A 23,285-nucleotide genomic window follows, 5' to 3' on the forward strand; every position below is an offset into this window, starting at 1 on the left:
CTTTCAGCCGAAAGGCGTCAGAAGTAGATCTTGAACTTCTCCCGCACCGCCTGGTCCGTCGTAAAATCGAAGAGCGGGCCGCCGGCTTCGGAAAGAATGCGGTTCTTGCGCTCGATCGCCTTCTGCACGAGGTCCGGCCGGCCGATCTCGGCCCATTCCTTCGGGCTCGTGCGGTCGGCGACGGCGGGGTAGACATACTCCGTCTGCATCAGCGACAGGGTCTGCGGGTCGCCGAGATAGTGGCCCGGCCCATCGAGGCAGACGGAGCGCATGGTCTCCAGCGAGACGGAATCCTCCGTGACGTCGATGCCGCGCACGCAGCGCTGCACCTGGCCGAGAAGATCATCGCCGAGAACGAGGCTTTCCAGGCAGAAGCCGAGCAGCGAGGCATGCATGCCGACTGCCTCATAGACCATGTTGAGGCCGGAAAGGCCCGCCATGACGTTGGAGATCGCCTGTTCCCAGCCGGCCTGCATGTCCGGCAGCTTGGCATCGGCGATGCCCGCCGCCGCGCCGCCGGGAAGCCGGTAGAACTGGTGCATCTGCGCGCAGCCCGCCGTCAGCAACGCCTGCTCGCCCGAACCGCCCGACATGGCGCCCGTCCTGAGGTCCGACACGAAGGGCCAGGTGCCGAAGATCGCCGGGTGGCCGGGCGCCATGGCATTGACATAGACGACGCCCGCAAGGCACTCGGCGACGGCCTGCACGATGGCGGTGGCAAGCGGCGCCGGCGCCGTCGCCCCCGCCTGCCCGGCCGAGAGCAGCAGGATCGGCATGCCGGCCCGGATGCAGGCCTCCATGGTGATGCAGCTTTCCTCCGCGAACTTCATCGGCGGCACGACGAAACAGTTGGAATTCGACACGAAGGGTCGTGCCCGCCACTTGTCCTCGCCGCCCGCCATCATGTGGATGAGGTCGAAGCAGCCGGCGACATGCGAGGGGTCGGAGAAGCTGGTGCCGACATGTTTCGACGTGCCGGCGCAGCAGCCGTAGAGCGTGTTGATATCCATCAGGAAATTGTCCGCGACATCGCGGCAGACCATCGCCCGCTGGAAGAAATGCACATTGTCGAGGTGATGGACGAGCTGGGCGGCGTTGAAGAGGTCCTTCGCCGTCGATTCCCTATATTCCCGCTTCTCGACATCGACGATATGCACCGCCGCGCCCGCCGTGCCGTAATAGACGCGGGTGCCGGTGAGCTCGAGGTCGTATTTCGGATCGCGGCCATGGAGCGTGATATCGCGCGCGGCAAGCGCCAGCATGTCCTCCACCAGCGCGCGCGGAAAGCGCAGGCGCCCGTCCTCGCCGAGGATGGCGCCGGCCCCGGTCATGATCTCGACGCCGGATTTCGGCGCATTGGCGAGGCCGATATTCTCCAGCGCATCCAGCGCCGCCTCGTGGATGCGGCGCACGCCCGCCTCCGTCAGCGGCTTGTACTGGCCGCCGGGAAGGCCCGGCCGCACCGGCCGGACGTTTTCCGCCAAGGGTGCGGCGCGCATGGCGACCCGTGCCGCACGCCCGCCGGACCGCCGGGACAAAACTGCCTGTTCACTCATGACCCGTCTCCCCCGCACCGGCGGCAAGCATTCTGTTGATGAGGTCCCCCGACGCCGCGGCGGACAATTTCGCGAAACTGCCATCCTTCAGGATGGCGTCCATCTGCTCCGCGATCGCGGCGTGGGTGACGCGGGCGATCATCGAGCCGAGCGAGATGCGCCGCACGCCGAGCGCGGCGAAGTCCGGCACGGTGAGTTGGCGCAGCGGCCCCGCGGCAAGCCCGTTCACCGGCACCCCGACCGATTGCACGACGCGCCTGAGCTCCTCCGGCCCCGGCGGCACCGGCACATAGACGAGGTCCGCGCCCGCCTTCTCGAAGGCCTGGATGCGCCGGATCGCCTCGTCGAGGTCGTAGACACCGTTCATCACGCCATCGGCCCTGGCGCAGAGAATGAAGGGATGGCCGAGCGAACGGGCGGCATCGGCGGCGGCACGGATGCGCTCCACGGCAAGATCGAAGGCATAGGCCGGGTTGCCCTCGACCATCCGCGTGTCCTCGATCGAGCAGCCGGAAAGCCCGACCTCGGCGGCGAGCCGGATCGTTTCGGCCACGGCGTCCGGCGCATCGGCGAAACCGTTCTCGAAATCGCCCGAGACCGGCAGCGGCGTGGCGCGCACGATATCCTCCGCATGCCGCAGCGCCTCCTCGCGCGTCACGCGGCCCATGTCGGGCCGGCCGAGCGTGAAGGCGAAGCCGGCGGAGGTGGTGGCGAGCGCCACGGCGCCCGACGCCGCCATCATGCGGGCGGAGCCCATGTCCCACGGATTGGGGATGACGAAGCAGCTCGACTGGTGCAGGGCATGAAAACGCCGGTGGCGTTCGGCAAGGTTTGTCACGCGCGGACCCTCTCGGCTTTCGGATCGTACATGGGCACGAGCGAGGCCTCGGCCTTCACCCGCACGCCGGCGATCTCGATTTCGTAGGTCGAGGCCAGCACATCCGCCTCGCTCTCGCCGGCGCACGGCACATAGCCCATGCCGATCGCGCCACCGAGATAATGGCCATAATTGCCCGAGGTGACGGTCGAGACGATCCTGCCGTCACGCACCAGCGCCTCGTTGTGGAAGAGCAGCGGCTCGGGATCGGTCAGCCTGAACTGCACCATGCGGCGCTTCAGCCCCGCTTCCTCCTTGCGCAGCACCGCATCGCGGCCGATGAAATCGCCCTTTTTCGTGCGCACGGCAAAGCCGAGGCCGGCTTCCAGCACATGGTCCTCGTCGGTGATGTCATGGCCGAAATGGCGGAAGGCCTTCTCGATGCGGCAGCTGTCGAGCGTGTGCAGGCCGCAGAGTTTCAGGCCTACATCCGCCCCCGCCGCCTCCAGCGCCTCGAAGACATGGGCCGCCTGGTCGGTGGAAACGTAAAGCTCCCAGCCGAGTTCGCCGACATAGGTGACGCGGTGCGCCCGGGCGAGCCCCATGCCCACCTCGATCTGCCGCGCCGTGGCGAAGGGATGCGCCGCATTGGAAAAGTCGTTCGGGCTTACCTTCCGCATCAGCTCGCGCGCCTTCGGCCCCATGACGCAGAGCACGCTTTCGGCCGCCGTCACATCGGTGATGACGACGAACTCGTCCGCAAGGTGCTTGCGCAGCCAGGCAAGGTCGCGCTGCAGCGTCGCGCCGGGCACGACGAGGAAGAACGCGGTCTCGGAAAGGCGCGTCACCGTCAGGTCGCTCTCGATGCCGCCGCGCGCGTTGAGCATCTGCGTGTAGACGATCCGGCCGGGGGCGACGTCCATCTGGTTGGCGCAGAGCCTTTGCAGGAAGGCCAGCGCATCGCGGCCCTCGACGCGGATCTTGCCGAAGGAGGTCATGTCGAACAGGCCGACGCCGCTCCGCACGGCAAGATGCTCTTCCCTCTGGTTCTCGAACCAGTTCTGCCGCTTCCAGGAATAGCGGTATTCCCGCTCCTGCCCGTCCTTCGCGAACCAGTTGGCGCGCTCCCAGCCGGCGACCTCGCCGAAGACCGCGCCGCGGGCCTTCAGGTGCTCATGCAGCGGCGAGCGGCGCACGCCGCGCGCCGTCGCCATCTGGCGATAGGGGAAGTGATCGGCATAGAGCAGGCCGAGCGTTTCGGAGACGCGGTCCTTCAGATAGGCGCGGTTCTTCTGGAACGGTTGGGCGCGGCGGATATCCACCTCCCAGAGATCGAACGGCGCTTCGCCGTCGTTCATCCACTGGGCGAGCGCCATGCCGGCCCCGCCGGAGGAGACGATGCCGATGGAATTGTAGCCGGCGGCGACCCAATAACCCTTCAATTCCGGCGCTTCGCCGAGATAATAGCGGTCGTCGGGCGTAAAGCTCTCCGGGCCGTTGAAGAAGGTGTGGATGCCGGCCGTCTCCAGCATCGGCATGCGGTGGATCGCGTTTTCGAGGATCGGCTGGAAGTGGTCGAAATCCTCCGGAAGCTGGTCGAAGCAGAAGTCCTCCGAAATGCCGTCCATGCCCCAGGGCTTGGCCTTCAGTTCGAAGGCGCCGATCAGCATCTTGCCGGCGTCTTCCTTGTAATAGGTGCACTCGTCCGGCACGCGCAGCACGGGGAGCCGTTGCAGGTTCGGGATCGGCTCGGTGACGATGTAGAAATGCTCGCAGGCATGCAGCGGCAGGGTGACGCCGGACATATCTGCCAGCGTGCGGCCCCACATGCCGGCGGCATTGACGACATTATCGGTCTCGATGGTGAAGGTCTCGCCGTTCTGCTCGCAGGTGACGCCCGTCACGCGGCCGTCCTTCGTCAGCACCGACGTCACCTTGACGCCTTCGAGGACGGTCGCGCCGTTCTGCCGCGCGCCCTTGGCGAGCGCCATGGCGATGTTCGCCGGGTCGCACTGGCCGTCGAGCGGCAGATGCACGGCGGCCTTGACATCCGCCGTGTTGAGATGCGGATAGAGCGCCTTCACCTCCTCGACGGTGATCTCGCGCACGTCGATGTCGAAGGCGCGGGCGAGCGAGGCCTGGCGGTAGATCTCCTCCTTGCGCTCCTCCGTCAGCGCCACCGTCATCGAACCGCACTGGCGCATGCCGGTGCCGATGCCCGTCTCGGCCTCGAGCTTGACGTAGAGGTCGGCGGAATATTTGGCGAGCCGCGTCATGTTCTGCGAGGCGCGAAGCTGGCCGATGAGGCCGGCGGCATGCCAGGTGGTGCCGGAGGTGAGCTGCTTGCGCTCCAGCAGCACCACATCCGTCCAGCCGAGTTTTGCCAGGTGATAGGCGACCGAGCAGCCGGAGACGCCGCCGCCGATGATGACGGCTCTTGCCTTGGAAGGGATGGGCTTCGTCATGCGCGCAGTCTTTCATTGTTGGGGTCGAAGAGCGGGCCGTCGGGCTCAACGGTCGCCTTGAAGCGCTCGCCGTAGATTTCCACCTCGATCTCCGTGCCGGCCTGAGCGAGATCGGCCCGCAGCATGCCGAGCGCAATGGACCTGCCGGTGCGATAGCCCCAGTTGCCGGAGGTCGTCTCGCCGACCACCCTGCCGCCGTGCCAGAGCGTCGACATGTAGGGCGCATCGCAATCGCCGGCCTCGACGGTCAGCAGCACGAAGCGCTTGGTGACGCCCTGCTGCTTCTCCCGCTCCAGCGCCGCCTTGCCCTTGAAGGCGGGCTTGGTCCAGTCGACGAAGCGTTCAAGGCCGCCCTGCAGGATGGTGTAATCGGTCGAAAGATCGCCCTTCCAGGCGCGATAGCCCTTCTCGATGCGCAGGCTGTCGAGCGCCTCCATGCCGAAGGGTTTCAAGCCATGCTTCTGCCCCGCCGCCCAGACGGTATCGAAGATGACGGCCGTGTCGTCGACCTTGGTGTGGATTTCCCAGCCGAGTTCGCCGGCGAAGGAGACGCGCACCAGCTGGCACCAGCGGCCGGCGATCTCCACCGGCTGGTGGGTGAGCCAGGGCATGGTGAGGTCCGCCTTGCAGACATCGGCAAGGATGGCGCGGGAATTCGGGCCGGAGAGGATCTGGCAGGAAAAGTTTTCGGTGACGTCCTCCAGCGTGAAGACGGGATTTTCCGGCAGGTGCTTTTGCAGCCACTCGAAATCGTGCCACTGCGCCGTCGCGGCGGTGATGAGGAAGAAGAAATCCTCCGCCAGCATCATGACCGACATTTCCGTGACGATGCGGCCCTTGTCGTCGGAAAAATAGGCAAGCCCGATGCGGCCAGGTTTCGACACGCGGCCGGTGATCAGCGAGGAGAGCCAGGCCGTCGCGCCCTCCCCCTTCACGCGGAAGCGCGAGAAGCCGGGAAGGTCGAGGATGCCGGCGGCCTCGGTGACGGCGCGGCACTCCGCCTCGATGCGCGGCCGCCACGGGCCCTCGCGGTTCCAGGTCTGGGTCGCGGCCTCCGACGTGTCGTCGCCGTCCTGCACATACCAGCTGGCGCGCTCCCAGCCGTTATAGGGCTTGAACTGCGCGCCGAGCGCCGCGATACGATCGTGGATCGGCGAAAGCTTTTGGTTCCGCCCGGCCGGCCAGGCGTGCTTTGGAAAATGCATGGCATATTCGTGGCCGTAGACCTCCATGCCCTTGGCCACGCAATAGTCCTTGTCGGCGGCGAAGCTCGTGTAGCGGCGCGGGTCGCAGGACCACATGTCCCATTCCGTCTCGCCCTCCGTCACCCATTCGGCCAGCACCTTGCCGGCCCCACCGGCCTGGCAGATGCCGAAGGTGAAGACGCAGGCCTCATAGGCGTTCGGCACGCCGGGCATCGGGCCGAGCAATGGGTTGCCGTCCGGCGCATAGGGGATCGGGCCGTTGATCATGCGCGAGAGGCCCGCGGTGCCGAGGATCGGCACGCGCTCGACGGCGTCGTTGAGATACCATTCCAGCCGGTCGAGATCGTCCGGGAAGAGCTGGAAGGAGAAATCGTCCGGCATCGGATCGTCGGGCGCCGTCCAGTGCGCCTTGCAGTTCCGCTCGTAGGGGCCGAGATTCATGCCCGTCTTCTCCTGGCGGAGATAATAGGACGAATCCACGTCGCGCAGCAGCGGCAGCTTGTGGCCGGCCTCCTTCGACCAGGCGGCGAGCTCCGGGATTTCCTCGAACAGCATGTATTGATGGCTCATCACCATCATCGGCACGTCGCGGCCGAACCATTTGCCGACTTCCCGCGCATAATAGCCGGCGGCGTTGACGACCTTCTCGCAGCGGATCTCGCCCTGAGGCGTCGAGATCACCCATTCCTCGCCCTCGCGCCGCGCGCCGGTCGCCGGACAGAAGCGGAAGATCTTCGCGCCCATGTCGCGCGCGCCCTTGGCGAGCGCCTGCGTGAGCTGCGCCGGGTCGATGTCGCCGTCATAGGGATCGTAGAGCGCGCCGGTGAGGTCGTGCGTTTCGAGAAACGGGTATTTGCCGCGCATCTCGTCGGGCGAGAGGATGTCGAGGTCCATGCCCTGGTAGCGGCCCATGCCGACGACGCGCTTGAACTCCTGCAACCGCTCCTTCGAATGGCCGAGGCGGATCGAGCCGGTGACGTGGTAGTTCATCGGATAGTCGACCAGCGCGCCGAGCTCCCGGTAGAGCGCGGCGGAATAGCGCTGCATGTTCATGATCGACCAGGAGGAGGAGAAGGTCGGCACGTTGCCGGCGGCATGCCAGGTGGAGCCGGCGGTCAGCTCGTTCTTTTCCAGAAGCACGCAATCCGTCCACCCGGCCTTCGCCAGATGGTAGAGCGCCGACGCCCCGACGGCGCCTCCGCCGATGATGACGACACGGGCATGGCTTGGCAGTGCGGACATTCTCGTTCCCCTTCTTTGCCCCGGATTTGTGGCAACCAAAGCGACGCGCAGCAAGCGGTTGGATTTTGCTTTATTAATCGACTTTCTCGATTACACTTCCGCCGAACACTGGGAAAAATCGGCGCATTCATGCAAATTGTCCTGATTGAGACATTCCTCGACCTGATGGAAACGCGCAATTTCAACCGCACGGCGGAGCGGCTGAACATCACGCAGTCGACGGTCACGCACCGCATCAACGCGCTGGAAGCGATGTTCGCGCGAAAGCTCTTCGCGCGCAACAAGGGCGGCACCCAGCCGACCGCGGCGGGCCTGCGCTTCCTCGATCACGCCAAGGCGCTGCAGCACCAGTGGCACGAGGCGGCGCGCGCGGTGGAAACGGCCGGCGCCTACGAGCGCTCCATGCGCATCGGCCTGCAGCATGACCTTGCCGCCCACTTCGCCGGCGACTGGCTGGCGGCGGTGCGCAGGGAGCTGCCGGCCACCTCGATCTATGTGGAGGTCGACTATTCCAACCAGATGAACCGCGACCTCGGCGCGGGCGATCTCGACCTTGCGATCCTCTTCACCCCGCACTACCTGCCGGACCTTGCCTATGAGCGCATCGGCGAGGTGCACTACGAGATGGTGAGCAACAGGGTGGCGCGGATCGAGGACGTCCGGCCGGAGGACTATATCCAGGCCGTCTATTCCCCCGCCTTCGACCGGCTGCACCGCGAGGCGCATCCGACCCTCTCGACCGCGCCGATCGCCAGCGGCGAGACGACGGCGATCCTCGCCCTGCTGCAGAAGCTCGGCGGCTCCGCCTTCGTGATGACGCCCGATGCGAAGCGGCTGCTGCGCTCCGGCGCGGCAAGCCGCGTTACCGGCGCCGAGCCGATCGCGCAGGCCGTCTATGCCGCCACCAATGTGCGCACGCGCCATGCCCACCAGCACCGGCGCATCGTCGCCATCATGCAGGCCTTGCTCGCCGCGTGACATGCGGCCATTGAAACGGCCCGCCGCTGCGCCTATGAACGGTCCGCCGACATTTGACGAAGGAGTTTCCATGGCCGCCCGTGACCGCTATTCGCGCAAGCTCGAATGCGCCATGTGCGGCAATTCCGGTTATGCCGAGGTCTCGGAAGACGACATGCCGAGCCGCAAGCACCCGGATTTCACCATCGATTCGCTGCCGCGCGGCTTCCTCACGGAGCGCGCCTCGAAATATCCGGACAAGCACATGCTGCGCTGCCGCTGCGGCCATGTCTTCAAGTTCCAGCAGAAGACCGTCTACGCCGAGGGCGGCGAGCCGCGGCGGTAGTTTTGCGGCATCCCGGCCCTCCTCTGCCCTGCCGGGCATCTCCCCGGCAAGCGGCAGGCGAATTGCATAGGCAGAACGCTGCTGCTTTCCCCTTCTCCCCCGCGGGGAGAAGGTGGCCCGAAGGGCTGGATGAGGGGGCTTGCACACCGTCCGACATCTGCGCCACCCCCTCATCCCGCTGCCGCGACCTTCTCCCCGCGGGGGAGAAGGGGAAAGACGCGTCGCCTCATTCCATATGCAATTCGCCTGCCCTCAACGGGGAGATGCCCGGCAGGGCAGAGGGGGGTAAGCCGCACAAGGCATGGCAGAGAACCGATGCGGCCGCCCCTACCCGCGCCCGACGAAGGGCATGGTCGTCGCCATGACCGTCATGTTCAGCACATTGGCATCGAGCGGCAGGCTGGCCATGTAGACCACCGCGTCGGCGACGTGCTTGACCGACATGGTCGGCTCGGCGACCACATCGCCGTTCGGCTGGAGCACACCGGTGCTCATGCGCTTCGTCATGTCCGTCGCCGCATTGCCGATATCGATCTGGCCGCAGGCGATGTCGTATTTGCGCCCGTCGAGGGCGGTCGATTTTGTGAGGCCGGTGATGGCGTGCTTCGTCGCCGTATAGGGCGCGGAGTTCGGCCGCGGCGCGGTCGCGGAGATCGAGCCGTTGTTGATGATGCGCCCGCCGCGCGGGCTCTGGTCCTTCATCAGCCTGAAGGCCTGCTGGGTGCAGAGGAAGGCACCCGTCAGGTTCGCGGCGAGGATATTGCTCCACTCCTCGAAGGGAATGTCCTCCAGCAGCGCCGGGGAGACGTTGGAGCCGGCATTGTTGACCAGCACATCGAGCCGGCCGAAAGCACGCCTGATCTCGGCAAAGACCGCGGCGACCTCGCCCGGATCGCCGACATTGCAGGCAATCGCGCGGACCGGATTGCCCGTTTCACCGGTGATGGCGGCGGCGGCCTCCTCCAGCACCGCGGCCCGGCGGCCGGTGACGACGACCGCATACCCCTCGGCGCTGAGGCCCCGGGCGATGGCAAGGCCGATGCCCGTGCCGCCGCCCGTCACCAGCGCGATCTTGCCCATGCCGGTCCGGCCCCATTCGGTCATGTCGTCCTCCTCCTTTGACGCGTCCTTCCGGTTTGCTCGAAAAGCGCATCCGCTGCAAGCGGTCATAAAAAAGTCCCCGGCACCGGCCGGGGACCTGGCTTTCCGACAAGCATCGCCCTCCACCATCGTCATCCTCGGGTTCAAGCCGAGGATGACGGAGGAGAGGGCGTCTGCGGGAGGATCTCAGAACAGCGCGGCGGTGCTCTTCAGCGTCACCCAGATGCCCCAGAGGAGCGGAAGGCCAACGACCGCCCAGGCGAGCACCGCCTTGGCGTCGAGCCCGCCCTTGCCGATGCCGAAGGAACCGGTCGGGCCGGCATTGGCAGCCGCGGTCTTCGCCTGCAGGGAGGCGACCTCCTCGTCCGACATGAACCATTTGTCGGCAAGCGGCCGCACCAGCATGTTGGCGACGAGGCCGAGCGCCAGCATGCCGGCGAGGATGTACATGGTGCCGGTATAGAGCGCCGGCCCCGGCGCCACGCCGGCGGCGATCTGCGCCTCGCGGATATAGTTGACCACGACCGGACCGACGATGCCGGCGGTCGCCCAGGCGGTCAGCAGGCGGCCGTGGATCGCACCGACGAACTGCGTGCCGAAGATATCGGCGAGATAGGCCGGAACGGTGGCGAAGCCCCCGCCGTACATCGACAGGATGATGCCGAAGGCGAGCACGAAGAGCGCCTTGCTGCCCATGTCGGCCAGCGTCGGCGCCAGCGCGTAGAGCACGATGCCGAGGATGAAGAAGGTATAATAGGTGTTCTTGCGGCCGATCTTGTCGGAGAGCGAGGCCCAGACGAAGCGCCCGCCGATGTTGAACAGCGAGAGCAGGCCGGTGAAGCCCGCGGCGATCGCCGCGATGGCGGCCTTCTGGTCGGTATCGAGCTGGCCGAAACTCAGCTCGGGCTGGCCGATGAGGCGGCCGCCGAAGATTTCCTGCAGCATCGGCGAGGCCATGCCGATGACGCCGATGCCGGCCGAGACGTTGAGGCAGAGCACCAGCCAGATCAGCCAGAACTGCGTCGTCTTGTGCGCGTCGCGCAGGTGCACGTGCCTGGTGGTGATCATCGTCGACTTGGAGGCCGGCGGCGTCCAGCCTTCCGGCCGCCAGCCGGCCGGCGGAATGCGGTAGCCGAAGGCGCCGCCCATCATGAAGCAGAAATAGATGGCGGCCATGACGAGGAAGGTCTGCCAGACGCCGGCCGTCGTGTCGGTCTTGAAGGCGTTCATCAGGAGGTTGGCGAGCGGGGCGCCGATCATCGCGCCGCCGCCGAACCCCATGATCGCCATGCCGGTCGCCATGCCGCGCCGGTCCGGGAACCATTTGATCAGCGTGGAGACCGGGGAGATGTAGCCGAGGCCGAGGCCGATGCCGCCGATGACGCCCGCGCCGAGCCACATCAGCCACAATTGATGGGTCATGACGCCGATCGCCGCGACGACGATGCCGCCGCACCAGCAGCAGGCCGAGACGAAGCCCGCCTTGCGCGGGCCGACGCGCTCCAGCCAGCCGCCCCAGATGGCCGCCGAGCAGCCGAGCAGCACGAAGAACAGCGTATAGATCCAGCCGAGATCGGCGACGCGCCAGTTGCAGCTCGTGGTGAAGAGCGCGGAGACGAGGTTAAGGTCGGCGCAGGCCGCGTCGGCGGCGCCCGGAATCGCCTTGGACAGCGGCAGCCAGAACACGCTGAAGCCGTAGGCCATGCCGATGCAAAGATGGATGGCAAGCGCGGCCGGCGGAACGAGCCAGCGGTTGAAGCCGGGTTTGGCGATGATGCGCTCCCGGTCGAGGATGCTGCCGGAATAGTCGCCGGCATAGGTCTCGGTCGATGCAGTCATTGGGTCTCCTCCGCGACGCACCCCTCGGTGCGAAGATTTTCGTGATGGGGAGCCGGCGAAAACCGCCCTTCAACGCCCGGATGCCTGCATCCCTCTCGCAGGCGGCCGGAGGCCGAACCTCCCGCGCGGACCGAAGCAAGGCCCATGCCAGAATGGATGCCCTTTGGAATCAGGCGGTTGGAAGAAAAAACGGAAGGAAAACGGACACTTTGTCCGAAGGGCGGACAAAGTGTCCGGTCAGGCCGCCTCGGGCAGCCAGATGGTGAAGGTCGCCCCCTCGCCCGGCCGGCTCGCCACCGAGATGGCGCCGCCCTGCCGCGTCACCAGCGTCTGGCTGATGGAAAGGCCGAGGCCCGTGCCCTCCTGCCGCTTCGTCGTGAAGAACGGGTCGAAGACCTTTGCAACGAGATCCGGCTCCATGCCGATCCCGGTATCGCTGACGACGATCTCGACGCCCGGGCGCCCGCCGCGGTCGCTGTCGCGGGTGACGATGGTGAGCGCGCCGCCATCCGGCATGGCGTGGATGGCGTTGACGACGAGGTTGACGACGACCTGCTGCAGCTCGGTGCGGTTCATCAGCACCAGCCGTTCGGCCGTGTCCTCCAGCCGCACCTCGATCGCCGCCTTGGCGAGCAGGTGCTGGACGAGCGGCAAGCAATCGGCCACGGCCGTGCCGGGCGCATGGCGATCGACGAAACCGGCGAATTCCTCGGGCTTGGCGAATTGCAGGAGCTTCGTGACGATCTGGCTGATGCGCTGGATCTGATCGTCGAGCAGCTGGAACTCGACCTTGGCCAGCGCCGCCCGGTCGCCGACGACGGAGCGGATGACCTCCAGATTGCCCTGCATGACGGCGATCGGGTTGTTGATCTCATGGGCGACCCCGGCGGTGATCTCGCCGATGGCGGCCAGCTTTTCCGACAGGATGAGCTGCTTGGTCGTCGCCTCCAGCCGGCGGTTGGCGAGCTGCAGCTCGCGGGTGCGCTCGTCCACGCGCGCATTCAGCTCCTCGTTCCAGCGGCGCAGCTCCAGGTCGTTCTGCTCGAGCTGGTTCAGGAGGTCGTCGAGATGCACGGCGACGCGGCCGATCTCGTCCTGGCTGTCGACCGGGCCGGTGCGCGCGCCGAGATCGCCGCTCTCCACCCGCGCGATGGTGGCGTCCACCCGCTCCAGCGGCTCGAAGATGCCGCGCGCCCAGCGCAGGAAGATCGGCACGCTGGCCGCCGTGATGGCGAGGAAGGCGGCGACGATGGTGAGCACCGTCTGGTACTTCGCCGCCGTGAACGGCGCCTCGAGGAAGCCGACATAGAGCATGCCGACGCGCTCGCCGCGGCTGTCGGTGATCGGCTCGTAGGCGGAAATGTACCAGTCGTTGACGACGAAGGCGCTGTCGAGCCAGGTGCGCCCCTCGCCCAGCACGGCCGAGCGCACGGCGGCGGAGACGCGCGTGCCGAGCGCGCGGCGCCCTTCGAACAGCCGCACATTCGTGCTGATGCGCACGTCGTCGAGGAACAGCGTCGCCGTGCCCTGGCTGCCCTCCGGCAGGCTCGCCTCGCGATAGACGAGGTCGTTGATCGTGTCGATGAAGACGAGGTTCTGGTTGAGCAGAATGCCGCCGACGAGCACCGCCTTGCGCCCGTCGCCGAGCGTCACGGGGCTGGCGCTCTGCACGACCATGCCGCGCGTCTCCTCTGTGCGCTCGGTCGGCACCGCATTCGGGGTCGAGACGAGCGGCAGCCGCGCGCGGGCGGCAAGGTCGGGCGAGAGCCGTTCGAGATCGGCGTTCTCGAAGATATCCACCCCCGTCGCCGGCTTGCCGGCCAGCGCATCGCGGATGACCGGCCAGTCGGTGCGCAGCGTTTCCGCCGTGGTCGCGGTCACGGAGACGACGAGTCGGCCGTCGGGCGCGACGACATAGAGGAAATCGAGTTCCAGCCGCGCCCGCGCCTCGTCGAGCAGGGCTTTCAGCGCGCCGGTGTCGCCGGCGCTGTCGCGGAAGCGCACGGAGCCGCCGAGCGCGGTGACGTGCTCGCCGGTATTGTCGAGGATATGGGCGAGATACTGGTGCGCGATGGTGAGGTCGCCGTTGACCTTGGAGATCAGCGTCGCGTCGAACTTCTCGTTCCAGCGGTAGACGGTGATGCCGAGCAGGAGCGGCAGGATCACCAGCATCGGCAGGAGCGCGATGGCCAGCAGCCGGTAGCGCACCGAGCGCGCCGGCCGGATGACGCCCTGCCTGCCGTCAGCCATCCCAAGCCGCCAGCTTGCGGTCGATCGTCTTGCGGGAAATGCCGAGCTGGCGCGCCGCCTCGTCGCGCTGGCCGCTGCAGGCGGTGAGCACCGAGAGGATGTGGCGCCGCTCGACATCGGCAAGCGAGCCGCCCTCCCTTCCGGCGGCCGCCGCCTGCCCGAACCCGTCCGGAAAGCGGCCGAGGATCAGCGTGCGCTCGATGAGATTGCGCAGCTCGCGCACATTGCCCGGCCAGTCATAGGCCGACAGCGCCCGGCGGGCCGCCTCGTCGATGGGCACGGCGGGCATGGCGAGCTGCGCCGAGAGCTTCTTCATGAAGAGGACGGCCAGCTCCACCGCATCGCCGTCGCGGTCCTTCAGCGGCGGCAGGTGGATCTGCATGACATTGATGCGGAAGAAGAGATCGGCCCGGAAGCGCCCGGCCTGCACCTCCTTTTCCAGCTCCGCATTGGTGGCGAAGACGAAGCGCAGGTCGACCGGCACCTCGCGTTCGGAGCCGACGGGCCGCACCTTGCGATCCTCCAGCACGCGCAGCAGCTTGCTTTGCGTGGCCGGCGGCATCTCGCTAATCTCGTCGAGGAAGAGCGTGCCGCCCTGCGCATGCAGGAACAGCCCCTCACGCGCCCGTTCGGCGCCGGTGAAGGCGCCCTTCAGGTGGCCGAACAGCTCGCTTTCGATCATGTCCGCCGGGATCGCCCCGCAATTGACCGGCACGAAGGGTTTCGCCGCGCGGTCGGACAGCGCGTGCAGCGAGCGCGCCGCCACTTCCTTGCCGGTGCCCGACTGGCCGGTGAGCAGGACCGAGGTCGGCAGCGGCGCGACGCGGGCGATGGTTTCGCGCACGCCGGCGATGGCGGCCGATTCGCCGATCAGCCGGTCGCGCAGGAGGATATGGTCCGACGTCGCCTTCAACTCGTAGCGCAGCACGTAGTTTTCGCGCTGCAGGCGGATGCGGTCGAGGCAGCGCGCGACGGCATTGAGCAACTGGTTGGAGCGGAAGGGTTTCAGGATGAAATCGACCGCACCAGCCCTCAGCGCCTGGATCGCGGTTTCGAGATCGGCATAGGCGGTCATCAGGATGGCATCGGCGAAGAAGCCGATGGCGCGCTGTTCGGCCAGCCATTCCACGCCGTTCTTCTTCGGCATGATGTTGTCGAGGATGACCACGTCGAAATGGTTCTGGTCGAGCTTGCGCGAGGCCTCGTCCGTATCGGCCGCCAACTCCAGCTGACGGCAGCGCGGCCCGAGCGTGCGCATCAGGAAGTTGCGCATGCCCGGCTCGTCGTCGACGACGAGGATCGAGGCCTGCGCCAGCCACGGCCCGAATTCCGGGTCGGCGGACGTGTCGCGCAGCACGCGCGCGGCTTCAGTCGGCACCTCATCTCCTCCCGATGGTCAGGCGCGTCAGGTTTGCACGCCCGAATGCGGCAGCGCTGCACGCTTTTGCCCGGACGGCTTGAACACCTACCATAGAAAGCCGCCGCCGCCAGCACAAGGCAGGCATGGCGGCGGAGCGGGACGAGATGTCAGGAGTGCAGATGAATGCGCTCACGGCGTTCACGCATCGCCGCAAGCTCCTGTTCGACATGAACTTTCCGAGCATCCTCCATCGCCACGGCAATGGTTTCGCTGATCACGCGGATGCTGTCTTCCGAGATGAGCGGCGATGCCTCGTGGCATTCCGCTGCATGCAGTTTGCAAAGCGCGCTGGCAAGCAGCCGCGCATAGTCTTCCGGTTTGCGACCCATGTTCCCCACCTTTTTTGATTAGAGCCACAGAAAACCACACAATAATGCAAAAAGCCACATATTTCTCACATGCCGATGGAAAAAATTGCGAGCATCACGACGGGGCTGCCCGCGCGCGAATGCTGCAAAACGAGACTGTTCGGAAATGAGGCGCGGACATGCCCGCCGGGCGTCATCGCGCCGCGGGAAACACGATGTCTGCCTGGAAACCGTCAACACGCCCGGCAACGGGCGATGTGAGGACGAGGCTGGCGCGCATCTGCGCCAGGAGCCGGTCGGCGATGGAAAGCCCGAGACCCGAGCCTGCGGCGAGCGTCCTGCCGCGGGAAAAGCGCTTGCGCACCGCGGCCAGCTCCGCCTCGGACATGGCCGCCGCGCCGTTGCGGATGCACACATTGCCCGTTTCGGTCAGGCGGATTTCGACCGGCTCGTCCGCCCGCCCGTGCAGCAGCGCATTTTCGATGAGGTTGCGCAGCACGATGGCGAAGGCGTCGGCCGTGCCCTCGCGAAGGGCCGGTCCTGCAAGATCGCTCCGGAAGCGGATGCGGCTTGCGGTGCCCGATGCGCGCTGGAAATCCGTGACGACGACGCCGAGCACGTCCACGAGGTCGAAGGCCGTCTCGCTGACGCCGATCCCGGCCTCGGCGCGGGCGAGCTGGAGCAGCTTCTCGGTGAGCTTCGTCAGCTTCTGCAGGGAGGCCTCGATCTGCCGGGCGCGGGCGTGGGTCGGGGCGTCCTTGAGCTCGGCCATGAGCAGCTGCGTCTGCGCGAGCGCGCCGGCAACCGGCGTGCGCAGCTCGTGCGCGCTGTTGGCGGTGAACTCCCGCTCCGCCGCCAGCACGGCGCGCAGGCGCGCGAGCAGGAGGTTGACGGAGCGCAGGATCGGCTGCAGCTCCCGCGGCAGGTTCTCCGCCGCGATCGCCGCGAGATTGCCGCCGTCCTTTTCGCCGATCGCCGCCCGCAGCGTCTCGACCGGCAGGAGCACGCGGCGCACGACGAACCAGACGGCCAGCACCGTGGCCGGCACGATGAGCAGCACCGGCAGGAGCAGCGCCAGCGCGCCCTCGACCATCGCCTCCCGCCGTTCCTCGGCGGAATCCTCCACCTGCACGAAGATGGCCCCGTCCGCCGTCGCGGCGGTGTAGACCCGCCCCCGCGCGCCATCCCGGAAGCCGACCTTCAGCGGCACGTCGAACGGCTCCGCCGAGGCGGTGTGCGAATGCAGCAGCACGCGGCCCGCACGGTCGCGGACCTGATAAGTCAGGTATTCCTCGCCGGGCTGCGCGGGCGAGCGCTCGATGCGCCGGGGGACATTCAGGTCGTCGCGACGGTTGAGGTCGTCGACGACGAGCGGCACCAGGCGCTCGGCCGTCTCCTGCAGGGCGCTGTCGAATATCTCGCCGAACTCGTCCTGCATGACGAGCGCGCCGAAGCCGACGGCGAGGAGCCAGAGGCAGGTGGTGATGACGGTGATCCACAGCATGAGCTGGCCGGCAAGGCTCTTCGGCCGGAAGGCGCTTGCGCGCCGCTCATCGCTCTGCGGTGCCGGCCCCGTCATCGGCCGAGCCTGTAGCCGATGCCCCGCAGCGTCTCGACGCAGCCCTTGCCCAGCTTCTTGCGCAGCCGGCTGACATAGACCTCGACCGTGTTGCTCTCGATCTCCGCGCCGAAGGCATAGAGCGCCTCCTCGATCTCGCCCTTGGAGACGACCGCATTCGGCCGCGTGGCAAGCCGCGCCAGCACGGCCCATTCGCGGCCGGACAGATCGACCGGCGCGCCGTTGCGCAGGACCCGGCGGTCGGCCAGCGCGATCGCCATCGAGCCGGCTTCCAGCACCGGCAGCGAGGAGGCCGCATAGCGCCGCGCGACGGCGAGCATGCGCGCACCGAGCTCGCCGAGATTGAACGGCTTGACGAGATAGTCGTCCGCCCCGCTGTTGAGGCCCTCGATACGGTCGGAAATCTGGTCATGCGCGGTGAGGATGATGACCGGCACGGCCGTGCCGGCGCGGCGCAGGTCCTTCAGCAGCGAGAGCCCGCTGCCGTCGGGCAGGCGCAGGTCGAGCAGGATCAGCTCGTAGCCGACCGCATCCGTCGCCGTGCGGCCGTCCTCGAGCGTCTGCATCCAGTCGACCGCATGGCCGAGCCCGGCCACGTAGTCGCGCACCGCCTCGCCCAGAACGGCATCGTCCTCGATCAGCAGAACCCTCACGCGCCCGTCTCTCCGCACCATGCGACGGCCCGCCCATGCGCCCGCGCGTCACCTTCCGAAACCGGAGAATACACGGGGGAAGCCAGGCTTGCCATCGTCCGTCCCGATCAGGACACGGCGCCGCGCCGGCAGGCGGACAGGAGGTCGAGCGCGGGGTCGCGCACCCTGGTTTCCACCCGCATCATGCCGAGCACGGTGTGGAAGAGCGTGTCGTGCGATTGCGGCTTCGCCGTCTCCGCATCGAGGCAGGCGCCGGAATAGGCGGCCTTCGCATCCTTGCCGAGCCAGAGCACGAAGGGCACATGGGTCTGCTCGCCCGGCGCGATCATATAGGGCGCGCCGTGCAGGTAGAGGCCGAATTCGCCGAGCGATTCGCCGTGGTCGGACATGTAGAGCATCGAGACGTCGAGGCTTTCCTCGGCCTTCTGCAGCCGGTCGATCACGCCGGCGAGGATATGATCGGTATAGGCGATCGTGTTGTCATAGGCATTCACGATCTCCTCGCGCGTGCAATCGGAAAACTCCGCGCTGCGGCAGTCCGGCCTGAAGCGGCGGAATGCCTCCGGATACCGCAGCCAATAGGACGGGCCGTGGCTGCCGATCTGGTGCAGCACCAGCACGGTGTCCGCCTTCACCGATCCGATCCAGGCATCGAGGGCATCGAGCAGCACCTGATCCCGGCACTCGCCGCCCGAGCAGTCGCGCGGGTTGCCGCCCTCGACCAGCGAGCGCTCCCGCACGCGGGCGGCGATCTTCTTGCTGCCGGTATTGTTGTCCCACCATTCGACGGCGATGCCCGCATGGGCGAGCACGTCGAGCAGGTTCTCGGTCTCCAGCCCCCTGCGGTGCGAATAGTCGGCGCGGGTATAGACGGAGAACATGCACGGCAGCGAGACGGCGGTCGCCGTGCCGCAGCTCGTCGTGTCGCCGAAATAGAAAATATCCTTCGTCTTCAGTTCCGGATTGGTCTCCCGCCCATAGCCGCCGAGCGAAAAATTGGCGGCGCGCGCCGTCTCGCCGGCAACGACGACCATCAGCCGCGGCTTGCGCCCGGTGACGGGACCATCGCTGACACGGGCATCCGTGCCGAGCGGGCCGGCAACGACGTTTCGATCGGCCGACTGGCCGGCGGCGAACTGCACGGCCGTGGCGAGGGGAACGATGGGGTTCAGCGTCTCGAACCAGTCGTGATGTGCCCGGACGGTGGCGGCATAGACGCGGGCATGGGAAAGGCCGGCGACCAGCGCGATGACCAGCGCGGGCAGGATGACCGCGAGATTGGCGCGCAGCTTCCAGAAGAAGGTGTGGTGACGGACCCTGACCCACAGGAGAAGCGCTGTGGGCAGCACGCCATAGACCAGCATGTGGAGGACGAAACCCGGCGTGATCAGGTGCCCGGCCTCCGCGCTGTTCGTCTCGGCCGCGTTGCGGATCATCTCCATGTCGATGATCACGCCGTAGCGGTCCATGAACCAGGCGCCGGCGGCACTTGCCAGGATGAGCAGGATGAAGATCGGCTTCATCACATATTTCAGCGAGACCGCGACGCAGAGCGCGATATAGAGGCAGGCGATGCCGATAGCGATGGAGAAGAACGTCGTCGGCCGGCCATCGAGATAGAGCCAGCCCTTCGACCAGAAGCTGCGGTTGGTCAAGGCCAGCAGGTAGAGCGCCGTCAGGATGCTGACGGCAATGCTGCCGAGCTGCGGCCGCCAGAAGGCGGGGGAGCCGGCCTTGCCGGTTGTCTCGCGCATCGGATGTCCTTTCGAAAGCGTCTCCGGCAGCCCGCGGGCCACCATCCCGCCCCTCCCTGCCCCGCGAAACTGACAGCCGCCTGAACGAACCCGGGGGCGACGTTCAGCGCGGCGTCAGGTTGGCGGCGGACAAGACGGCTGTTCGAATATGAGGTGACGCGTGAGATCGAGACTGCTGCATCCGGGAACGCTGTTCGTGACGGCCCTGGTTTTCCTGGTCCTGTCGATCCCCCTCGCCCAGATGCAATTTCCAAGGCCCCACGGCCAGGACCTGAGACAGGCGCTGATGCTGCGGGCGGGTTGAAAAATCCGATTGCAAAATGCAATCAGATTTGCGACAAATCCCGCAGACGCGGAGGTTGCCATGAAACCCGTTCTCTATGCCCATCCCTTTTCCAGCTACTGCCAGAAGGCACTGACGGCGCTCTACGAAAACGGCACCGGTTTCGACTACCGCATGCTCGACCACAACGATCCGGAGACGATCGCCGATTTCGAGAGGCGCTGGCCGATCAAGCGTTTCCCGATCCTGGTCGACGGCGACCGGACGATCGTGGAAGCGAGCATCGTCATCGAATATCTCGGGCTTCATTACCCGGGACCGGTAAAGCTCATTCCCGACGATCCGAAGGCCGCGATCGAGGTGCGCATGCTCGACCGTTTCTTCGACAACTATGTCTCGACACCGCAGCAGAGGATCGTCTTCAACGCCATCCGGCCGGAAGAGAACCGCGATCCTTACGGCGAGAAGGATGCGCGCGACATGCTGGAGCGGGCCTATGCCTGGCTCGACACCCACATGGACGGCCGGATCTGGGCCACGGGCGACACCTTCACGCTGGCCGACTGCGGCGCCGCTCCCTTCCTGTTCTATGCGGACTGGACGCACGCCATCGATCCGGCCTTCGCCAATGTGCATGCCTATCGCCGGCGCCTGCTCGCCCGCCCCTCCTTCGCCCGCGCCGTGGACGAAGCGCGGCCCTTCCGGAAGTTCTTCCCGCTCGGGGCGCCCGACCGCGACTAGAGACCCAACGGCTAGCCGGCGCGGCAGTGCCGCCGTTCATCGGCCGTGGCCTCGCGCTCGATGCCGGTTATGACGAGGACCGGCAGGCTCTGCCGCCTGCCGGCAATCTCCTGGTCGCGATCCTCGACATGGCCGCGCAGGACAAGCCGGCCGTAATAGAGCGCATCCGTCTCGAGGATGCGCTGCCGGTCCGCCTCGGCAAGCCCGTCGATATCAGGGGAGACGCCGCGTGATTCCGCACCGCTGTCGAGATTGCGGATGGCGGAGGACGGGCACGGCGCCGTCACGCAGCGAAGGCCGTTGTCGCAGACGACATAGCGATCCTGCGCGGCAGCGAGCGGAGACGCGAACAGGGGCAGCACGGCGGCAAGGGCAAGGGTTCGAAAGCGCATGCATCATCCTCCGCAAGGATTGCGGCCAAATCGCGTTACTTGCGGCCATCCCGCTCGCGGCGCATTTCGGCAAGCGCGCGGATGGCGTCCTGCCGGCCGGTCTCGCCCAGCGCTTCGAACAGCCGCATGGCATCCATGCGCCGGCCGAGATTCTTGTAGGCATAGGCGCGCAGCACCATCAGGTCCGCCGGTTCGGCATGGAACTGGCGGCGCTGGTCGAGAAACATCAGGGTTTCACGATAGCGTTGCGCGCGAAAACTGCTGACGGCGCGGTCGCCGAGGATCGCCGTCTGCAGTTCGGCGACGCGCCCCTGCTCGAGCCGCGCCTTGGTGGCGGAGACCGCGGCATCGCTCGTCAGCCCCGCGCGCAGATAGGCAAGGCTCTGGCCATAGGCGGCATCGCTGCGGGTGCGGCCCTCGCCGGCAAGCGCCGCCTCGAAGGCCTGCGCGGCCTCCAACGGCCGGTTGATCTCCATCAGGCACCAGCCGAGCGAGAGCGCGCTCGCCGCCGACAGGCCGCCGGGATCACGCGTGCTGCGGCAATCGACGGTGCCGTCCGTCCGGCGCGCCGTGCGGGCGCCGTGCTGCGGCTTCAGGGCAACCTCCTCGACCACCGTGCGCGCCGGCACGCGGCGATCGGTCCGGACGATCCGCGCCTGCCGTTCGCGCAGCGCCGGCGCGGCGTCGTCGCTGGTGTCCCGCTCGCCGAGCAGCGCGATGCGCTCGGACCGGCCCGCCCAGGCCCGCTTGACGGCGGCAAGGCCCGCGCGGTCCTCCAGCCTCAGCCGCGCGACGCCGAGCCCGTAGGCGGCCGGCTCATAGTCCGCCTTCCACGCCAGCACCTGCGAAAACCATTCCTCGGCCGTTCCCGGCTGGTCCATGGCCAGCGCATACCAGCCGAACTGTTCGCCGGTCTGCGGATGCTTCTCCTCCAGCGTCACCTGCGCGATGCGGCCGAGCACCTTGGCATCGAGCTTCGGCGGCGGATCGAGCGCCAGGAGGTTGGCGGTGGCGGCGAGATAGGTCTGCATCGCCTGGTCGGAGGTCGTGCGCCAGGCATACATCACCTCCTCCGCCTCGCCCGGCATCTTGCGCGCGAGGAGGATGAGGGCAAGCCCCTGCGAGGCCGAGGCGGAATCCTCGACGGCACGCGCCTTGCGGAAGAAGGGTTCGGCCAGCGCGTTCTGGTCGCGCCGCAGGTGATACCAGCCGAGCAGCAGCGCATCGGAGGCGAGCCCCTCGTCCGTCACCAGCTTCTCGACGAGCTTCAGATAGGCCGGCGCGACCGTGATCGCCGCATCCTCGTCACCCTCGCCCACGAAGCGGCGGGCGAGATCGTTGCGGATCGTGTCGAATTCCTTGACGCCATCGGCGCCGGTGCGCTCGCGGGCCATCAGATCCTGCATGTCGGCATAGCCGAGCAGGGTCGAGGCCTTCTGCACGGTGGCGACGCGGATCGGCCCGTCCGAGCAATTGTCGAGCATGTAGCCGTAGGCATCCTTGGCGCGCTGCACGCGCTCGGTCTTCACGAAGGCCTCGGCGACGCGCCAGAGCACATCTGCATCCGAGCAGGTGAGCAGGCTCGGCGTCTCCGCGCCGAGGCGCACGACATCCTCGCTGCGCCCTGCATTGGAGGCGGCCACCAGCTCGGCGCGTTTCTCCGCCACGTCGAGGCGGTCGACGAGGTCGGCGGGCGGCGTCCATTGCGGGTCGTCCTGCTGGCGCCTGGCGATCGCCGCGCGCACGTCCGCATAGCGCGACTGGGCGTAGAGCGCCCACATCTCCTCGAGCTGCCTGTCTTCGTTGACCGGCACGGCGAGCGGGTTCTCCGGCGGCGTCCAAGTGGGGTAGAGCGTGCGCAGCCGGGCGATCTCCGCATTCAGCCGGGCGGTATCGCCACGGGCGGCGAAGTAGCGCAGCGCGCTTTCATCGACCACCGGCCTGGTCTCGGCGGCTTCCACGACGGGCGTCGTCTCCGTGCCGGTGCCGGCCGCCTGCCCGGTCTGCTGCGCCTGCGCGATTTCCACGACGCGCGACCGCTTCGTCAGGGAGGGAGGCGCGTCGTCCGTGCTGCTGGTGGTGACGTCGTCGGTTCCCGCGCCAAGACGCGGCAGGCCCTTCATCAGGCCATCGGGCACGCCGAAGGATACGCCTGCGACGCTGGCTGCGCCGGCGGAGACGAGGACGAACGCCACGAGGATCGACTTCATCCCGAACTTCCTTCGGTCCATCACTGCCACCACAGCACCACGCGTCGGTCATGACGCACAACGGACGCTGCAACACTCAACTTCCAATCGACCCCGGCCCGGTTTACAGCGACACCATGCGCCATGAACGATGGAACATGTCGTCCTTTCCCCGGGAAGAGCCAACC

Annotated in this window: 18 protein-coding genes; 4 read left to right on the forward strand and 14 right to left on the reverse strand. The window is 67.2% G+C overall.

Annotated elements, in window-relative coordinates; genetic code table 11:
• Positions 1–17: 17 nt before the first annotated feature.
• Genes MUU56_RS08445 through MUU56_RS08460 form a run of 4 tightly spaced genes read right to left on the reverse strand, consistent with a single transcriptional unit; the run spans position 18 to position 7,285 of the window.
• Positions 18–1,556, reverse strand: a complete 1,539-nt coding sequence (locus MUU56_RS08445; protein WP_244766866.1) for a trimethylamine methyltransferase family protein — start codon at positions 1,554–1,556, stop codon at positions 18–20.
• Positions 1,549–2,394: an isocitrate lyase/PEP mutase family protein gene (locus MUU56_RS08450; RefSeq protein WP_244766867.1), complete on the reverse strand. Its 846-nt coding sequence runs from the start codon at positions 2,392–2,394 to the stop codon at positions 1,549–1,551. Before MUU56_RS08450 ends, MUU56_RS08445 begins: the two co-directional genes overlap by 8 nt.
• Complete coding sequence (locus tag MUU56_RS08455; RefSeq protein ID WP_244766868.1) at positions 2,391–4,838, reverse strand: GcvT family protein; 2,448 nt, start codon at positions 4,836–4,838, stop codon at positions 2,391–2,393. Before MUU56_RS08455 ends, MUU56_RS08450 begins: the two co-directional genes overlap by 4 nt.
• Complete coding sequence (locus tag MUU56_RS08460) at positions 4,835–7,285, reverse strand: GcvT family protein (protein ID WP_244766869.1); 2,451 nt, start codon at positions 7,283–7,285, stop codon at positions 4,835–4,837. Before MUU56_RS08460 ends, MUU56_RS08455 begins: the two co-directional genes overlap by 4 nt.
• 129 nt (positions 7,286–7,414) lie before the next feature.
• On the opposite strand from MUU56_RS08460, the gene MUU56_RS08465 reads away from it, so the two are divergent.
• On the forward strand, positions 7,415–8,263 hold the full coding sequence (locus tag MUU56_RS08465; RefSeq protein WP_244766870.1) for a LysR family transcriptional regulator: 849 nt from the start codon (positions 7,415–7,417) through the stop codon (positions 8,261–8,263).
• 70 nt (positions 8,264–8,333) lie between these two features.
• Complete coding sequence (locus tag MUU56_RS08470) at positions 8,334–8,588, forward strand: hypothetical protein (protein WP_064330653.1); 255 nt, start codon at positions 8,334–8,336, stop codon at positions 8,586–8,588.
• A 327-nt stretch (positions 8,589–8,915) separates the two neighbouring features.
• On the opposite strand, the gene MUU56_RS08475 is transcribed toward MUU56_RS08470, so the two are convergent.
• From MUU56_RS08475 to MUU56_RS08510, 8 genes are all read right to left on the reverse strand, one after another.
• Complete coding sequence (locus MUU56_RS08475) at positions 8,916–9,692, reverse strand: SDR family oxidoreductase (protein ID WP_244766871.1); 777 nt, start codon at positions 9,690–9,692, stop codon at positions 8,916–8,918.
• Positions 9,693–9,875: 183 nt separating this feature from the next.
• Positions 9,876–11,528, reverse strand: a complete 1,653-nt coding sequence (locus MUU56_RS08480; protein WP_244766872.1) for an OFA family MFS transporter — start codon at positions 11,526–11,528, stop codon at positions 9,876–9,878.
• 237 nt (positions 11,529–11,765) lie between these two features.
• The gene (locus tag MUU56_RS08485; protein ID WP_244766873.1) at positions 11,766–13,778 is read right to left on the reverse strand and encodes a sensor histidine kinase; all 2,013 of its coding nucleotides are present in this window, start codon (positions 13,776–13,778) and stop codon (positions 11,766–11,768) included.
• Positions 13,771–15,156, reverse strand: coding sequence for a sigma-54-dependent transcriptional regulator (locus tag MUU56_RS08490; RefSeq protein ID WP_244766874.1), 1,386 nt, complete (start codon positions 15,154–15,156; stop codon positions 13,771–13,773). Before MUU56_RS08490 ends, MUU56_RS08485 begins: the two co-directional genes overlap by 8 nt.
• Before the next feature lie 149 nt (positions 15,157–15,305).
• On the reverse strand, positions 15,306–15,527 hold the full coding sequence (locus tag MUU56_RS08495) for a hypothetical protein (RefSeq protein ID WP_244766875.1): 222 nt from the start codon (positions 15,525–15,527) through the stop codon (positions 15,306–15,308).
• Between the two features lie 172 nt (positions 15,528–15,699).
• Complete coding sequence (locus MUU56_RS08500) at positions 15,700–17,085, reverse strand: sensor histidine kinase (RefSeq protein ID WP_244766876.1); 1,386 nt, start codon at positions 17,083–17,085, stop codon at positions 15,700–15,702.
• Positions 17,082–17,738, reverse strand: a complete 657-nt coding sequence (locus MUU56_RS08505) for a response regulator transcription factor (RefSeq protein WP_244766877.1) — start codon at positions 17,736–17,738, stop codon at positions 17,082–17,084. Before MUU56_RS08505 ends, MUU56_RS08500 begins: the two co-directional genes overlap by 4 nt.
• A gap of 107 nt (positions 17,739–17,845) precedes the next feature.
• Positions 17,846–19,492, reverse strand: coding sequence for a phosphoethanolamine transferase (locus MUU56_RS08510; RefSeq protein ID WP_244766878.1), 1,647 nt, complete (start codon positions 19,490–19,492; stop codon positions 17,846–17,848).
• Positions 19,493–19,652: 160 nt separating this feature from the next.
• Here MUU56_RS08510 and MUU56_RS08515 point away from each other — a divergent pair, with 160 nt between their 5' ends.
• Together MUU56_RS08515 and MUU56_RS08520 are read left to right on the forward strand one after the other, a co-directional pair.
• A complete protein-coding gene (locus MUU56_RS08515; protein WP_244766879.1) occupies positions 19,653–19,796 on the forward strand; it encodes a hypothetical protein in 144 nt (47 codons plus the stop codon).
• Between the two features lie 60 nt (positions 19,797–19,856).
• Positions 19,857–20,516: a glutathione S-transferase family protein gene (locus MUU56_RS08520; protein WP_244766880.1), complete on the forward strand. Its 660-nt coding sequence runs from the start codon at positions 19,857–19,859 to the stop codon at positions 20,514–20,516.
• Positions 20,517–20,527: 11 nt separating this feature from the next.
• Here MUU56_RS08520 and MUU56_RS08525 read toward each other — a convergent pair whose 3' ends face one another.
• A complete protein-coding gene (locus MUU56_RS08525; protein WP_244766881.1) occupies positions 20,528–20,908 on the reverse strand; it encodes a hypothetical protein in 381 nt (126 codons plus the stop codon).
• Between the two features lie 35 nt (positions 20,909–20,943).
• Positions 20,944–23,118, reverse strand: a complete 2,175-nt coding sequence (locus MUU56_RS08530) for a cellulose synthase (protein ID WP_244766882.1) — start codon at positions 23,116–23,118, stop codon at positions 20,944–20,946.
• Between the last annotated feature and the right edge of the window lie 167 nt (positions 23,119–23,285).

The sequence above is a fragment of the Shinella yambaruensis genome (assembly GCF_022899355.1).
Taxonomy (GTDB): Bacteria; Pseudomonadota; Alphaproteobacteria; order Rhizobiales; family Rhizobiaceae; genus Shinella; species Shinella yambaruensis.